At 69.2% G+C, this 13,991-nt stretch carries 13 protein-coding genes; 8 read left to right on the top strand and 5 right to left on the bottom strand.

The features are described from left to right. Positions 1–152 precede the first annotated feature (152 nt). The gene (gyrA, locus tag ACZ5CM_RS11330) at positions 153–2,879 is read left to right on the top strand and encodes a DNA gyrase subunit A (RefSeq protein WP_464638804.1); all 2,727 of its coding nucleotides are present in this window, start codon (positions 153–155) and stop codon (positions 2,877–2,879) included. Positions 2,880–3,263: 384 nt separating this feature from the next. Further along, positions 3,264–3,671, top strand: coding sequence for a DoxX family protein (locus ACZ5CM_RS11325; RefSeq protein WP_464638802.1), 408 nt, complete (start codon positions 3,264–3,266; stop codon positions 3,669–3,671). Between the two features lie 76 nt (positions 3,672–3,747). Here ACZ5CM_RS11325 and ACZ5CM_RS11320 read toward each other — a convergent pair whose 3' ends face one another. The 3 genes from ACZ5CM_RS11320 to ACZ5CM_RS11310 form a co-directional block, all read right to left on the bottom strand. Continuing rightward, positions 3,748–5,217 carry a carboxypeptidase M32 gene (locus tag ACZ5CM_RS11320; protein ID WP_464638800.1) on the bottom strand — a complete coding sequence of 490 codons (1,470 nt, stop codon included), beginning with the start codon at positions 5,215–5,217 and terminating at the stop codon, positions 3,748–3,750. Then, positions 5,214–6,368 (bottom strand): heme A synthase, encoded by a 1,155-nt coding sequence (gene ctaA / locus ACZ5CM_RS11315; protein WP_464638798.1) that lies wholly within the window; start codon positions 6,366–6,368, stop codon positions 5,214–5,216. The genes ACZ5CM_RS11320 and ctaA overlap by 4 nt, the downstream gene beginning before the upstream one ends. A 94-nt stretch (positions 6,369–6,462) precedes the next feature. Next, positions 6,463–7,224, bottom strand: a complete 762-nt coding sequence (locus ACZ5CM_RS11310; RefSeq protein ID WP_464638796.1) for an RNA methyltransferase — start codon at positions 7,222–7,224, stop codon at positions 6,463–6,465. Between the two features lie 195 nt (positions 7,225–7,419). Between ACZ5CM_RS11310 and ACZ5CM_RS11305 the strand changes: the two genes are divergently transcribed. Further along, positions 7,420–8,184 (top strand): alpha/beta fold hydrolase, encoded by a 765-nt coding sequence (locus ACZ5CM_RS11305; protein ID WP_464638794.1) that lies wholly within the window; start codon positions 7,420–7,422, stop codon positions 8,182–8,184. 103 nt (positions 8,185–8,287) lie between these two features. Here ACZ5CM_RS11305 and ACZ5CM_RS11300 read toward each other — a convergent pair whose 3' ends face one another. Next, positions 8,288–8,671, bottom strand: coding sequence for a rhodanese-like domain-containing protein (locus ACZ5CM_RS11300; protein WP_464638792.1), 384 nt, complete (start codon positions 8,669–8,671; stop codon positions 8,288–8,290). 182 nt (positions 8,672–8,853) lie between these two features. Between ACZ5CM_RS11300 and ACZ5CM_RS11295 the strand changes: the two genes are divergently transcribed. Next, complete coding sequence (locus ACZ5CM_RS11295) at positions 8,854–9,234, top strand: hypothetical protein (protein ID WP_464638790.1); 381 nt, start codon at positions 8,854–8,856, stop codon at positions 9,232–9,234. 77 nt (positions 9,235–9,311) lie between these two features. On the opposite strand, the gene ACZ5CM_RS11290 is transcribed toward ACZ5CM_RS11295, so the two are convergent. Beyond that, complete coding sequence (locus ACZ5CM_RS11290) at positions 9,312–9,506, bottom strand: SlyX family protein (protein ID WP_464638788.1); 195 nt, start codon at positions 9,504–9,506, stop codon at positions 9,312–9,314. 124 nt (positions 9,507–9,630) lie between these two features. Between ACZ5CM_RS11290 and ACZ5CM_RS11285 the strand changes: the two genes are divergently transcribed. The 4 genes from ACZ5CM_RS11285 (at position 9,631) to hisG (ending at position 13,917) form a co-directional block, all read left to right on the top strand. Then, entirely contained in the window at positions 9,631–10,434 is an 804-nt protein-coding gene (locus ACZ5CM_RS11285) for a crotonase/enoyl-CoA hydratase family protein (RefSeq protein ID WP_464638786.1), read from the top strand. A 182-nt stretch (positions 10,435–10,616) separates the two neighbouring features. Continuing rightward, on the top strand, positions 10,617–12,122 hold the full coding sequence (gene hisS / locus ACZ5CM_RS11280) for a histidine--tRNA ligase (RefSeq protein WP_464638784.1): 1,506 nt from the start codon (positions 10,617–10,619) through the stop codon (positions 12,120–12,122). Then, a complete protein-coding gene (locus tag ACZ5CM_RS11275; protein WP_464638782.1) occupies positions 12,122–13,222 on the top strand; it encodes an ATP phosphoribosyltransferase regulatory subunit in 1,101 nt (366 codons plus the stop codon). Before hisS ends, ACZ5CM_RS11275 begins: the two co-directional genes overlap by 1 nt. Continuing rightward, positions 13,219–13,917 carry an ATP phosphoribosyltransferase gene (hisG, locus tag ACZ5CM_RS11270; RefSeq protein WP_464638780.1) on the top strand — a complete coding sequence of 233 codons (699 nt, stop codon included), beginning with the start codon at positions 13,219–13,221 and terminating at the stop codon, positions 13,915–13,917. Before ACZ5CM_RS11275 ends, hisG begins: the two co-directional genes overlap by 4 nt. Positions 13,918–13,991 lie beyond the last annotated feature (74 nt).

Here is a 13,991-nt window from a genome sequence, read left to right as displayed (position 1 = left end):
CCAGAAATCTTTATTTTCAAAGAAAACAAAGTGTTATCAGGTGACGGCCGCGGCTGCCAGTTTCGTGCTCCGCGGGCCATTGCACCTCATATGCCGGGTCTGATAAGGTGCATCCACAAGATGTAGTCCCTGCGGAAAGACAGGCGGAAAACGTGAGCGACACCCCGGAAGGCCCTGAAAACGTGGAAGAAAACGGATCGGACCTGCGCGGTCACGACGGCCCGACCATTTCCATCGAATCCGAGATGCGGACGTCCTACCTGGACTACGCGATGTCGGTCATCGTCAGCCGTGCGATTCCTGATCTGCGCGACGGGCTCAAGCCGGTGCACCGGCGCATCCTCTATGCGATGCACGAAACCGGCAACACCCATGACAAGCCCTACCGCAAGTCGGCCCGCCCGGTGGGCGACGTGATGGGTAAGTATCACCCCCATGGCGACAGCGCGATCTACGACGCGCTGGTGCGCATGGCGCAGGATTTCTCCATGAGCCTGCCGCTGCTGGACGGGCAGGGCAATTTCGGCTCGATGGACGGGGACAACCCGGCGGCTATGCGCTACACCGAGGTCCGCATGGCCCGCGCCGCGGCCTATCTGCTGGCCGATATCGACAAGGACACGGTCGATTTCCAGGACAATTACGACGGCAAGGACCGCGAGCCCACGGTGCTGCCGGCGCGCTTTCCCAACATGCTGGTCAACGGGGCGGGGGGCATCGCCGTGGGCATGGCCACCAACATCCCCCCCCACAATCTGGGCGAGGTGGTCGATGCGACGCTGGCGCTGATCGAGAACCCCGATCTGTCCAGCGAAGAGCTGATCGCCCACATCCCCGGCCCGGATTTCCCCACCGGCGGGATCATGCTGGGGCGCTCGGGGGCGCGCAAGGCCTATCTGGAGGGGCGCGGCAGTGTCATCATCCGCGCGAAGACCCATGTCGAGGAGCTGCGCAAGGACCGCTTCGCCATCGTCGTGGACGAGATCCCCTATCAGGTGAACAAGGCGGCGATGATCGAGAAGATCGCCGAGGCCGTGCGCGAAAAGCGCATCGAGGGCATCGCCCATGTCCAGGACGAATCCGACCGCAACGGCGTGCGCGTGGTGATCGAGCTCAAGCGCGACGCCACCGCCGATGTGGTGCTCAACCAGCTGTGGCGCTTCACGCCGATGCAGACCTCCTTTGGCTGCAACATGCTGGCGCTCAATGGCGGGCGGCCCGAGCAGCTGACCCTGCGCGGGTTTCTGACCGCCTTCCTCGATTTCCGCGAAGAGGTGGTGGCCCGGCGCACCGCCTATCTTCTGCGCAAGGCGCGCGAGCGCAGCCACCTGCTGTGCGGTCTTGCGGTGGCGGTCTCCAACGTGGACGAGGTGGTGGCCACGATCCGCGCCTCGGCGGACGCGGCCGAGGCCCGGCGGCGGTTGATGGAGCGGCGCTGGCCCGCGGCCGAGATTGCCGACTACATCCGCCTGATCGACGATCCGACCCACAAGATCAACGAGGACGGCACCTACAACCTGTCCGAGGCGCAGGCCCGCGCCATCCTCGACCTGAGATTGCAGCGCCTGACCCAGATCGGCGTGCGCGAGGTGACCGATGAGCTGGAGGAGCTGGCCGGGAAGATCCGGGAATATCTGGCGATCCTCGCCTCGCGCGAGCGGATCCTTTCGATCATCGCCGACGAGCTGCGCGAGGTGCGCGAGCTGTTCGCCGTGCCCCGGCGCACCGAGATCGTCGAATGGGCCGGCGATCTGGAGGACGAGGACCTGATCGAGCGCGAGGACATGGTGGTCACCGTCACCGCCTCGGGCTGGATCAAGCGCACGCCGCTGGCCGAGTTCCGCGCCCAGAAGCGCGGCGGCAAGGGGCTTTCGGGCATGGCCACCAAGGAAGAGGACGTGGTGACCACCCTGTTCGTGGCCAACACCCACACGCCGCTTCTGTTCTTCACCACCGACGGAATGGTCTACAAGCTCAAGTGCTGGCGCCTGCCGCAGGGCGGGCGCACCGCGCGCGGCAAGGCCATCGTCAACATCCTGCCGATCCCGCAGGGCGTGTCGGTGGCCGCGATCATGCCGGTCGATGCGCCGGAAGAGGACTGGGACAAGCTGCAGATCGTCTTTGCCACCAGCGCCGGCGACGTGCGGCGCAACCGGCTTTCCGATTTCACCAATGTGCGCGCCAACGGCAAGATCGCCATGAAGCTGCCCGAGGGGGTGGAACTGGTCAATGCCCGCATCGCCTCGGAAGAGGACGACATGATGCTGGTCACCCGCGCGGGCCGGGCGATCCGTTTCCCGACCACTGCCGTGCGGGTCTTCAAGGGGCGCGATTCGACCGGCGTGCGCGGCATCCGTCTGGGTGCAGGCGATCGGGTGGTGTCGATGTCGGTGATCCGCCATTTCGAGGCCACGCCGGATGAACGCGCCGCCTATCTCAAGATGCGCCGGGCGGTGGCCGGCGACACCGAGCCGGTCACGGAGCTGGCCGAGGAGGAGGAAGCCAGCGCCTACGCCACCATCAGCCAAGAGCGCTATGCCGAGATGTCGGCGGCGGAAAACCTCATCCTCACCATCACTGCCGGAGGGCTGGGCAAGCTGACCTCCAGCCACGACTACCCGGTGCGCGGCCGGGGCGGGCAGGGGGTGACGGCCTGGGAAAAATCGATGCGCGGCGGGCCGCTGGTGGCCTCGTTCCGGGTCGGGATGGACGATCAGGTGATGCTGGCCACCTCGACGGGGCAGTCGATCCGGGTGCCGGTTGCGGGCATTTCCTTCCGCTCGCGCAGCGCCGGCGGCGTCAAGGTGTTCAACACCCGCCCCGGCGAGGAAGTGGTCAGCGTGGCCCGCATCGCCGAACAGGGCGACGAGGAAGAATAGATCGCGGCGGGCGGCCGTGGCCGCCCGGTCGGGGGGGGCGTGCTCACATCAGCGCCGGCGAGAGCACGTAACCCAGATAGACCATGGACATCAGGATGAGACGCATTTTCCTGTCCTCTCTTGCGCCCTCACCCGTGCCCGATCCGACATGAAACTTGCGGCGCGAATGTGGCGCGGATCCGGCGGGGGGACGGGATCGTGCCACATTCCGCGCCATCGGCGAAAACCCGCCATTCTCCTCCGTCGGGCCGGTCGCACAGGCCCCCGGTTCGGCGTCTTGTGGTGCGCTGGCGCACAGAACATGTTGGTTCGCTGGAATTGTTCGCTTTTCGAAAGGGACTATTCTGATCCCCGGGAAACGCAACAAGGAAGGGAACCACCGAAATGGACAACTTCAAGGATACTGGACTTCTGGCCGCCCGCATTCTGCTGGCGGTTCTGTTCATCGTTGCCGGGCTGGGCAAGCTGGGCAACGTGCAGGGCTTTGCCGCCTACATGGCCTCGGGCGGCGTGCCGGCCTTCCTGGCCTGGCCGGTGATCGCTTTCGAGCTGCTCGGCGGTCTGGCGCTTGCGGTTGGCTGGCGCACCGTCTGGGTCGCGCTGGCGCTTGGCGCGTTCAGCCTTGCGACGGCAGTGCTCTATCACCTGAATCCGGCGGACCAGTTGCAGATGACGATCTTCTTCAAGAATCTCGGCCTTGCCGGGGGTTATCTGGCGCTGGCGCTGAGCGGGCCGGGGAAGTATTCGCTTGATGCCCGCGGCGGGCGATCGGGGCAGGGCGTGGCCGCCTGACACGCGCCCGAAAAACAAGGAATCCAGCCCGGCGCGCAGATCACGGCGGGCCGGTTCGCATCGCGGCCTTCCCGGGTCACAATCCGTAGAGCGCCCCGAATTTCTCTTCCAGGTAATCCAGCAGCGGCGCTTCGGACGGGGCCATGCCGCAGGCCTTCTCGATCGTCTCGCGCGGCGCGTAGAGCTTGCCGAAACGTTGCAGATTCTCGCGCAACCACGCGCTTGCCCCCGACAGGTCACCGGCCGCAAGCTGGTTGTCGAGATCGGGAACCGCCCGGCGCAGGGCATCGTGAAGGCAGCCGGCATAGATGTTGCCCAGCGCATAGGTGGGGAAATAGCCGAACAGCCCCACCGACCAGTGCACGTCCTGAAGGCAGCCGTTGGAGGGCCTGTCCACCTCGTGCCCGAAATCGGCGCGGAAGCGGTCGTTCCAGGCGGCCTCCAGATCGGCGACCTGCAGATCGCCGGCCATCAGCGCGCGCTCCAGGTCGAAACGCAGGAAGATGTGCAGGTTGTACTGCACCTCGTCGGCCTCGGTGCGGATATGGCCCCGATGCACCCGGTTCACTGCCGCGTGGAAGGCGTCGGCATCCTGCACGCCGATATCGCCGAACGCTTCGCGCATCTGCCCGAACAGCCAGCCGGTGAAGGCCCGCGACCGCCCCAGCTGGTTCTCGTAGAGGCGGCTCTGGCTTTCATGCACGCCCATCGAGGCCCCCCGGCCCAGCGGGGTCAGCGCCAGGCCCGGATCGACATTCTGTTCATAGGCGGCATGGCCGGTTTCGTGGATGGTGGAATAAATGCAGTTGAACGGGTCGGCCGGGTCGGTGCGGGTGGTGATGCGCACATCCGCACCGCTGCCGGAGCTGAAAGGGTGCACCGCCTTGTCCAGCCGGCCGCGATTCATGTCATAGCCGAACACCCGTGCCAGCCGGCGTGCCAGCCGCATCTGCGCCTGTTCGTCGAACTGCCCCGACAGGCCGGCCGGTTCGGGACGCGCCAGAATCTCCGCCCTGAGCGCCACCAGCCGCGGTCGCATGGCGTCGAAAAGCCCGGCCACCGCTGCGCCGGTCATGCCGGGTTCGTAATCGGCCAGCAGCGCGTCATAGATATCGCCACCCTGCGCCAGTGCCGCGCCTTCCTCGCGCTTGAGCGCGACCACCTCTTCCAGCACCGGCCTGAAGGCGGGGAAATCCTCCTCGGCGCGGGCGCGCGCCCATTTCCCCTGCGCCTCGGAGGTCACCTGCGCGATACGGCTGGCCAGGTCGGCGGGCACCTTGTTCGCCCGCTCCCACGCCCGGCGGATCTCGCGCAGCTGCGCCGCCCCGGCGGCATCGGAGGGCGCGGCCGCCTCCAGCCATTCGCCCACGCGCGGATCCGCGCGGCGGGCATGCAGCACCGCCTCGATGGCTGCCATCTCCTCGCCCCGCTGGGCGGCGGCGCCGCGCGGCATCACCGTCTCCTGATCCCAGCCCAGCCGCCCGGCGATCTGCGCCAGCGCCTCGGTGGTGCGCTGGAATTCCATCAGCGCGTCGAAGGCATTCATGCGCGTGCCTCCCGGATCGACGAGACCACCGGATAGAGGGTCTGGAACCGTGCCCGCAGGATCAGTACCCACACCGCCACCGCCATCAGCTGATGCACGATCGCGATCTGCAGCGGCGCGGCATTGAGCACCGTGACGATGCCCAGAGTCACCTGCACCACAAGCGCGGCCAGGGCCTCCGTGAAGGCGGACCGTGTCGCGGCATGGGCCGAGCTCCGCCCCCGCACCCAGGCAAAAATCCCCCAGCCCAGCAGTGCATAACCCGCCATCCGGTGCATGAACTGCACCAGCGAGGCGGTCTCGAAGAAGTTGCGCCACATCGGCGTGATCTCGAACGGCTCGGGCGGCAGGAACTGCCCGGCCATCCACGGCCAGTCGGTATAGGTCCGGCCGGCGTCGATCCCGGCGACCAGCGCGCCGAGGATTACCTGCAGAAAGGCGAAATGCATCCACCCGGTCGCCACCCGGGAAAGCCGCTCTTCCTTCGCCCGGCGTGCCTGCAGCAGGTCATGCTCGCTCCGGCCCAGCAGGAACACGTACCACGCGATGACGCCGAGAATGATGAAGGCCAGCGCCAGGTGAATGGCCAGCCGGTAGGATGCGACCGAGGTCATGCCCTCGCCCTGGGTCACCCCCGACGACACCATCCACCAGCCCACGGCGCCCTGAAGCCCGCCCAGAAACCCCGGCACCAGCATCCGCCCGGTCCAGCCGGGGGGGATCTTCCGGGCCAGAAGAAAGCCGAGGAATCCCGCCGCCCAGACCAGCCCGACCAGCCGGCCCAGCTGACGATGGGTCCATTCCCACCAGTAGATCTCCTTGAAATCCGAAAGCTGCATCCAGCTGTTTTCAAGGCGGAACTGGTCGATCTGCTTGTAGCGCTCGAATTCGGCCTGCCAGTCGGCCTCGTTCATCGGCGGCAGGGCGCCGGTGACGGGGCGCCACTCGGTGATCGACAGGCCGCTCTCGGTCAGCCGGGTCAATCCGCCCAGCGCGATCATCGCCGCCACCATCACGAACAGGATCACCAGCCAGACCCGCACGCCACGCCGCGCGCCGCCGCGCCCGCGGTCGATCAGACCCGGCCTTGCCTCCCGTGCCGCGTCGCCGGTTTCGGAAACTTCCTCGAAGATGCTGCGTTTTCCGCTCATCTGCCCCTCGCTCATAGCTGTTCGCCGCAGGCTAGGCAGGCCGCCGGCCCCCGTCCAGACCCAATGCTGTCCAGAGCCGATGCTCTGTCCAGACTCAATCCCGTTCAGCTTCTCTCCCGCGCTCCTTCCAGCGCACCATCTGCCGCATGATCCCGTGCAGCATCTGCACATCGGCCCGGGTCAGGCGCATCCGGCTCCACAGGTTGCGCAGGCTCAGCTTCATGCTGGCGGCCTTGGCCTCGGGAAAGAAGAACCCGGCCTCCTCCAGGCGCGCCTCGTAATGCTCGGCAAGCTTCTCGACCTCGAGGGCGCTGGCCCAGTCATGGCGGCCCGGCATGTCCACCTCGTGCACCACCTGCACCCGCTGGCGCTGCCACTCATAGGCCATCAGCAACACGCATTGCGCAAGGTTGAGCGATGGAAACTCCGGGTTGACCGGCACCGTAACGATGGCATTGGCCCGGACGATATCGTCATTCTCCAACCCGGTCCGCTCGGGCCCGAACAGGACCGCGACCCGCTCGCCGGCGGCAATCCGATCGGCCGCCAGCCGCATGGCGCGCTCAGGACTCAGAACCGGCTTGGTCAGATCGCGCCCCCGCGCCGTGGTGGCCAGAACCCAGCTGCAGTCGCCCACCGCGCAAGCCAGGTCCTCGGAAATAGGCGCCTCGCCCAGCAGCCGCCCGGCGCCGCTGGCCATGGCCACCGCGCGCGGGTTCGGCCAGCCGTCGCGCGGGGCAACCAGGCGCATCCGCTGCAGCCCGAAATTCCACATCGCCCGCGCCGCCGCCCCGATATTCTCGCCCATCTGCGGGCGCACCAGAACGAAAACCGGCTGAGGCCTCTCGCTCGCCATTCCGACCCTCCGCTGAAAACCGCCCCCGCTGTAATCCGCCCGCCCACCGGGGGCAAGCGGCCCGGTCTTTTCTGGCCGGCAAATATCCCGGGGGTGAATGGCGCCGCGCGCCAGAGGGGGCAGCGCCCCCTCCCGCATCGCGCCATTCCTCCGCGGCACTGGACCCTGCCGCCCGGCCCGGATATTCGGCAACCCATGCTGAATCGCATCACCCACGGAACCGCCACCGACCGCCCGCCCCTGGTCATCGCCCACGGCCTGTTCGGCTCGGGCCGGAACTGGGGCGTGGTCTCCCGGCGCCTCTCGGACCAGCGCCAGGTCATCGCGGTGGACATGCGCAATCACGGCCACAGCCCGTGGAGCCCGGTCCACGACTACCCCGCCATGGCCGACGACCTGGCCGAGGTGATCGAGGCGCATGGCGGGAGGGCCGACCTGCTGGGCCATTCCATGGGCGGCAAGGCGGCGATGATGCTGGCCCTGCGCCACCCCCAGATGTTGCGCCGGCTGATCGTGGCCGACATCGCGCCGGTGCGCTACGCTCACTCCCAGATGCCCCTCATCCAGGCCATGCGGGCGGTGGATCTGTCCAAGGTTGAACGTCGCTCGGACGCCGAGGCGCAGCTGGCCGCTCACGGAGTCGAGCGCGCGCTGCAAAGCTTCTTCACCCAGTCGCTGGACATTCCGGGGCGGCGCTGGAGACTCAATCTCGATGCGCTCGAGGCCGAGATGCCGAAGATCATGTCCTTTCCCGACACCGACGCAACCTGGCCCGGGCCGGCGCTGTTCCTGTCCGGGGCGCAGTCCGACTATGTGCGCCCCGAGCACCGCCCCGTGATCCGGGCGCGCTTTCCGGCCGCGCGTTTCGCGAAGATCCCCGGCGCCGGGCACTGGCTGCACGCCGAGCGCCCGCGCGCATTCGAAGCGGCGGTGCGCGCCTGGCTGAACGCCGAATCGTGACCTTCTGCCCGCCGCGAGACCTGCCCGCAGGGCAGGGCGCACCCGGCCCGCTCCTGCGCGAGCGCCCGCGCCCGTCCCGCCGCCGTTCCGATCGCCTGTCCGGTCACATGCCCGGATCCATCCCCTCGATCTTGTCGCCGGTCCAGTCCTTCAGCCCGCCGAGATTGTAGACCTCCCTGTACCCCATGTCCTTCAGCAGCTTCCCGGCCAGCGCCGCCCGCCCGCCGCTGGCGCAGTGCAGCACCACGGGCCGGTCAGGGCGCATCTCCGGGTCGTGATAGGGCGAGGCCGGATCGGCGCGAAACTCCAGCATCCCCCGCGGAATGTGATGGGCGCCGATGGCGCGGCCGGCCTTTTCCAGCTCGGGCGCATCGCGGATATCAAGCAGCAGCGCGCCCTGCGCCACCAGCTCCTGCGCCTTTTCGCCATCGATCCGTTCCACCACCGCGTTGGCGGCATCCAGCAATTCCTTCAGGGTCAGGGGCATCTGCGTCTCCGTTCTTCGACTCTGTTCGCGCGGACGCTAGCACGGGTCCGGCGCGGGGTGTAGGGGTGGGGCGCGGGCGCGACGGTCGGTCGCCCATCATCCGGCTGGACAATCTGCTTCGCGGCGGGAAGATGCCCCCGGTCGAGGCATCGCGAACTGGCGAACAGGAGGTACAGGAGGCCATGCGCATGCGCCCCCCCGAGCGAACCGGAGAGGAGATTGCCGAGCTTGCCGATCTCATGCGGGCGCGTCTGGGCGTGCGGGGGCCGACGCTGCGGGCCGTGCTGGCGCGGGCGCGGCACCGGCTGCCCCGCCGCATCCGGGCACGGGCGGCCCGGCTGGCCGAGGCCGAGCCGCTCGCCCGCCATCCGAAACTGCGCCTGACGCTGGATCACGCGGCGCTGGCACGGGCGGCAGCCGAGCTTCGCGGTCATCTCGACGCCATGGACCTGGCCGAGCGGCGCCGGGGCTGGTGGCTGGGTGTGCTGGGGGGGCTGGCCTTCAACATGCTGCTCTTGGCGGGGCTGCTTCTTGCGCTGCTGCGCTGGCGCGGGTTTGTCTGAAGCCGCCCCGCCGCCGGGGGCACCTGCCGCCGGCCGTTTCGGGATCATGCGGGAAACGGCCTGGCGTCGGTCGGGCCTTACCAGTGCGGCGGGCGCTCGTCGCCCAGGATCACGCCGCCGCTTTGCGCCGCCTCGCGTTCGGCCTCGCGCTCCATCAGCATCCGGACATGGCGGGACAGCCGGTCGATCTCGGCCTGCTGGCGGGTGACGATGTCGCTGAGGTCGTCCACGGCGCGGGTGAGGTGGGCGATCTGCTCTTCCAGATTCTGCATCGGCTCGGTTCCTTGTCCTCGGCGCGCGCGGCTCGGCAGGCCGGAGGCGATGTTGCCGGGATCCGGGCTTGCCTTGTGCCGTGGCCTGGCGCCACTCTCGGGGTCGGGAGAAGAGGGATAGCACATGACGGTCAGGGTCGAAACCGGCGAAGGGGTGACGGTGATCACCATCGACCGCCCCCGGCGGCGCAATGCGGTGGACCCGGACACGGCGCGGGCGCTGTTTCGCGCCTTTCTCGATTTCGAGGCCGATGCGGATGCGCGGGCGGCGGTGCTGACCGGGGCGGGGGGCAGCTTCTGCGCCGGGTTCGATCTTGGGGCGGCGGCGTCGGGGGCCGGTGACGACTGGCTTGAGGAGCTGGCGATTCCGCCCGGCTGGGCCGATCCGGTGGCGCAGCCCCTTCCCGGTCCGATGGGGCCGACGCGCTTGATGCTGTCGAAGCCGGTGATTGCGGCGATCGAGGGCCACGCGGTTGCCGGCGGCATGGAGCTTGCCGCCTGGTGCGATCTGCGGGTGATGGCCGAGGGCGCGGTGGCGGGGGTGTTCTGCCGCCGCTGGGGCGTGCCGCTGATCGATGGCGGCACGGTTCGGCTGCCGCGGATCCTGGGGCAGGGTCGGGCCAGCGACCTGATCCTGACCGGGCGCGGGATCGACGCGGCCGAGGCGCGCGAGATGGGCTTTGCCGACCGGGTCTGCCCGCGCGGGCAGGCGCGCGCCATGGCCGAGGCTCTGGCCCGCGATCTGGCGCGTCTTCCGCAGGCCTGTTTGCGCGCCGATCACCTGTCTTCGCGGCTGCCGCCGGCAGAGCTGGCCGCGGCGCTGCGGCGCGAGTGGGAATCGGTTGCGGTCTTTGCCGCCGAGGGGCGTGCGGGGGCTGCCCGCTTCGTTGCCGGCCGCGGCCGGTCGGGGGATTTTTCGGACATCTGACGGTGCTGCGCGGCGGCGGCCCGTTCCGGGCCAAGGTTTTTGCTGGCGCGCCTTGCGGCGCGCGTGCCTCCGGCGGGAGTATTTGGGGCAAGAGGAAGAGGGGGGCGGGGCGGCAGTGCCTTGCTCCGCGCGGGTGCTTGGGCTAGACCGCGCCGCGAGTGCAGCGACCGGGACAGATCCGCATGGCCAGGAAGAAGAAGCAGCCCCGCCCCAGGGCCGAGACGCCGAAGGGGTTTCGCGATTATTTCGGCGCCGAGGTGACGCAGCGGGCCGAGATGCTGCGGACCATTGCCGGGGTCTATCATCGCTATGGTTTCGAGGCGCTCGAGACCAGCGCGGTGGAGACGGTCGAGGCGCTGGGCAAGTTCCTGCCCGATGTGGACCGCCCCAACGAGGGTGTCTTCGCCTGGCAGGAGGAGGATGGCGGCTGGCTGGCGTTGCGTTATGACCTGACGGCGCCGCTGGCGCGGGTCTATGCCCAGTTCCGCAATGATCTGCCCACGCCCTATCGGCGTTATGCCATGGGGCCGGTGTGGCGCAACGAGAAGCCGGGACCGGGGCGTTTCCGGCAGTTCTACCAGTGTGATGCCGATACGGTGGGGGCGGCGAGCATGGCTGCCGATGCCGAGATCTGCGCCATGCTGGCGGATGCGCTCGAGGCGGTGGGCATTGCCCGCGGCGACTATCTGATCCGCATCAACAACCGCAAGGTTCTGAACGGGGTGATGGAGGTTGCCGGGATTCTGGACCCGGACGATCCTGCGCGCATGGAGCGCGAGCGCGGCATCGTGCTGCGCGCCGTAGACAAGCTCGACCGGCTGGGAACGGACGGAGTGCGGGCGCTTCTGGGCGAGGGGCGCAAGGATGACAGCGGCGATTTCACCCGCGGGGCGGGGCTATCGGAGGAGCAGGCCGGGATCGTGATGGGCTTTGTCGAGGCCCGGCGGGCGGACGGTGCGGCGACGCTGGCGCGGCTGCGCGAGCTGGTCGCGGGCAGCTCCACGGGCGGGCTCGGGGTGGACGAGCTGGAGCAGATCTCGGCGCTGCTGGAGGCCGGCGGTTACGGGGCCGACCGGGTGGTGATCGACCCGTCGGTGGTGCGGGGTCTGGGCTATTACACCGGCCCCGTCTACGAGGCCGAGCTGACCTTCGAGATTTTCGACGAGAAGGGCCGCAAGCGGCAGTTCGGCTCGGTGGCGGGGGGCGGGCGCTACGACGATCTGGTCAGGCGCTTCACCGGGCAGGCGGTGCCGGCCACGGGCATCTCGATCGGGGTGGACCGGCTGCTGGCGGCGCTGCGCGCCAAGGGCCGCGTCGGCACGGAGGCGCATGGTCCGGTGGTGGTGACGGTGATGGATCGCGACCGGATGGCGGATTACCTGGGGCTGGTGGCCGAGCTGCGCAACGCCGGCATCCGGGCCGAGCTTTATCTGGGCAACCCGAAGAATTTCGGCAACCAGCTGAAATATGCCGATCGCCGCCGCAGCCCGGCCGCGGTGATCGAGGGTGGCGACGAGAAGGCGCGCGGGGTGGTTCAGGTGAAGGATCTGATCCTCGGAGCGAAGATCGCCGAAACCGCGACGCTGGAGGAATGGAAGGAACGGCCGAGCCAGTTCGAGGTGCCGCGCGGTGAGCTGGTCGCAAGGTTGCGCAAGCTTCTGGCCGCGCACGGGATCGGGCAGGGCTGATGCCGGGCGGAGCCGACAGGCGGGTCGAGGAGCGGGCCCTGGCCGCCCGGTTGCGGGCGCAGTTCGAGGCGGCCGGTGCCCGGCCCGTGGAGGCGGCGATTCTGCAACCGGCCGAGACGCTTCTGGACCTTTACGGCGAGGACATCCGCGGGCGGGCCTATGTGACTTCGGATGCGCTCAGGGGCGAGCAGATGCTGCGCCCCGACTTCACCGTGCCGGTGGTGCAGATGCACATGGCGCATGGGGCCGAGCCGGCCCGCTATACCTATGCGGGCGAGGTCTTCCGGCGGCAGGAGCACGACCCCGACCGGCCCAGCGAATATGTGCAGGTGGGCTACGAGCTGTTCGCGCGCGAGGGCGCGGCCGGGGCGGATGCGGAGGTGTTCGCCCTGATCGCGCGGGCGCTGGAGGGGCTGGAGCTGCGGGCGGCGACCGGCGATATCGGTCTGCTGATGGCGGCGGTGGAGGGGCTGGAGACCACGCCCATGCGCAAGGCGGCGCTTTTGCGCCACATCTGGCATCCGCGCCGGTTCCGGGCGCTGCTGGAGCGTTTTGCCGGGCGCGTTCCGGTGCCGCCGGCACGGGCGGCGTTGCTGGCGGCGGGGGATCCTCTGGTCGGGATGGCTCCGCTGATCGGGCGGCGCGGACGGGACGAGATCGAGGCGCGGATCGCGGCGTTGCGTGCAGATGCCGCCGCCCCGCCGATTTCGGAACGCGAGGTGGCGGCGCTGGAGCGGTTGCTGGCGGTGCGCGACCGCGCGCCGCGGGCGCTGGAGCGGCTGCGGGATCTGGCGGCGGATCTGCCGCCGATCGGTCCGGCTGTGGAGCGTCTGTCGGCGCGGCTGGAGGCGTTGTCCCGCCATGGGGTCGCGGTGGAACGCCTCGACTTCGAGGCCAGTTACGGGCGCACCACGATGGAATACTACGACGGGTTCGTGTTCGGCTTCTATGCCGGGGATCGGCCGGATCTGCCTCCGATCGCCACCGGCGGGCGCTATGACGCGCTGACGCGGCGGCTGGGCGGAGGGGCCGAGATCCCGGCGGTGGGGGGCGTGATCCGCCCGGGGCTGATGCTGGAGCTTGCGGAGGGCCGGGGGTGAGTCTCAAGCTGGGCGTGCCGTCCAAGGGGCGGCTGATGGACAGGACCTTCGACTGGTTCGCGGCGCGGGGCGTGCGGCTGAGCCGGACAGGATCGGACCGGGAATATGCCGGTGCGGTGGAGGGGATCGACGGGGTTTCTCTGGTGTTGCTGTCGGCGGGCGAGATCCCGCGCGAGCTGGCGGCGGGGCGGCTGCATCTGGGGGTGACCGGCACCGATCTGGTGCGCGAGAAGCTGCCGCTGTGGAAGGCCCAGGTGGAAGAGGTGGCGCCGCTGGGCTTCGGGCGGGCGGATCTGGTGATCGCGGTGCCGCGGGCCTGGGTCGATGTGGACGTGCTGGACGATCTCGATGCGGTGGCGGCGGCGTTTCGGGCCCGGCACGGGCACCGGCTGCGGATTGCCACCAAGTATCATCGGCTGGTGCGCGAGTTTCTGGTCGCGGGCGGGGTGGCCGATTTCGCGCTGGTGGACAGCCAGGGGGCGACCGAGGGCACGGTGAAGAACGAGACCGCCGAGGCGATTGCCGACATCACCTCGACCGGCGAGACCTTGCGGGCCAATCACCTGAAGATCCTTTCGGACGGGCTGATCCTGCGCAGCCAGGCGACGCTGTGGCGCAGTCTTGTGGCCCGGTGGGGAGAGGCCGAGCAGCAGGTGATGGCGGCGCTGACGGCGCGGCTGGAGGCGCAGCGGTGACCGAACCGGGCCCGCGGCCTCGAACGGATGTGAACCGCGCCTGCGGCCCCGAGCAGATGTGAACCGCGCCTGCG

It is taken from the genome of Piezobacter thermophilus (genome assembly GCF_055386745.1).
This window is presented reverse-complemented; position numbering and strand designations above follow the sequence as displayed.

Coding starts and splice junctions, on each gene's coding strand:
- ctaA (WP_464638798.1), bottom strand. CDS start 6,368: ATGAGCGGAAAACGCAGCATCTTCGAGGAAGTTTCCGAAACCGGCGAC.
- ACZ5CM_RS11305 (WP_464638794.1), top strand. CDS start 7,420: ATGCTGAATCGCATCACCCACGGAACCGCCACCGACCGCCCGCCCCTG.
- ACZ5CM_RS11285 (WP_464638786.1), top strand. CDS start 9,631: ATGACGGTCAGGGTCGAAACCGGCGAAGGGGTGACGGTGATCACCATC.
- ACZ5CM_RS11300 (WP_464638792.1), bottom strand. CDS start 8,671: ATGCCCCTGACCCTGAAGGAATTGCTGGATGCCGCCAACGCGGTGGTG.
- hisS (WP_464638784.1), top strand. CDS start 10,617: ATGGCCAGGAAGAAGAAGCAGCCCCGCCCCAGGGCCGAGACGCCGAAG.
- ACZ5CM_RS11295 (WP_464638790.1), top strand. CDS start 8,854: ATGCGCATGCGCCCCCCCGAGCGAACCGGAGAGGAGATTGCCGAGCTT.
- ACZ5CM_RS11320 (WP_464638800.1), bottom strand. CDS start 5,217: ATGAATGCCTTCGACGCGCTGATGGAATTCCAGCGCACCACCGAGGCG.
- ACZ5CM_RS11325 (WP_464638802.1), top strand. CDS start 3,264: ATGGACAACTTCAAGGATACTGGACTTCTGGCCGCCCGCATTCTGCTG.
- ACZ5CM_RS11275 (WP_464638782.1), top strand. CDS start 12,122: ATGCCGGGCGGAGCCGACAGGCGGGTCGAGGAGCGGGCCCTGGCCGCC.
- ACZ5CM_RS11290 (WP_464638788.1), bottom strand. CDS start 9,506: ATGCAGAATCTGGAAGAGCAGATCGCCCACCTCACCCGCGCCGTGGAC.
- ACZ5CM_RS11310 (WP_464638796.1), bottom strand. CDS start 7,224: ATGGCGAGCGAGAGGCCTCAGCCGGTTTTCGTTCTGGTGCGCCCGCAG.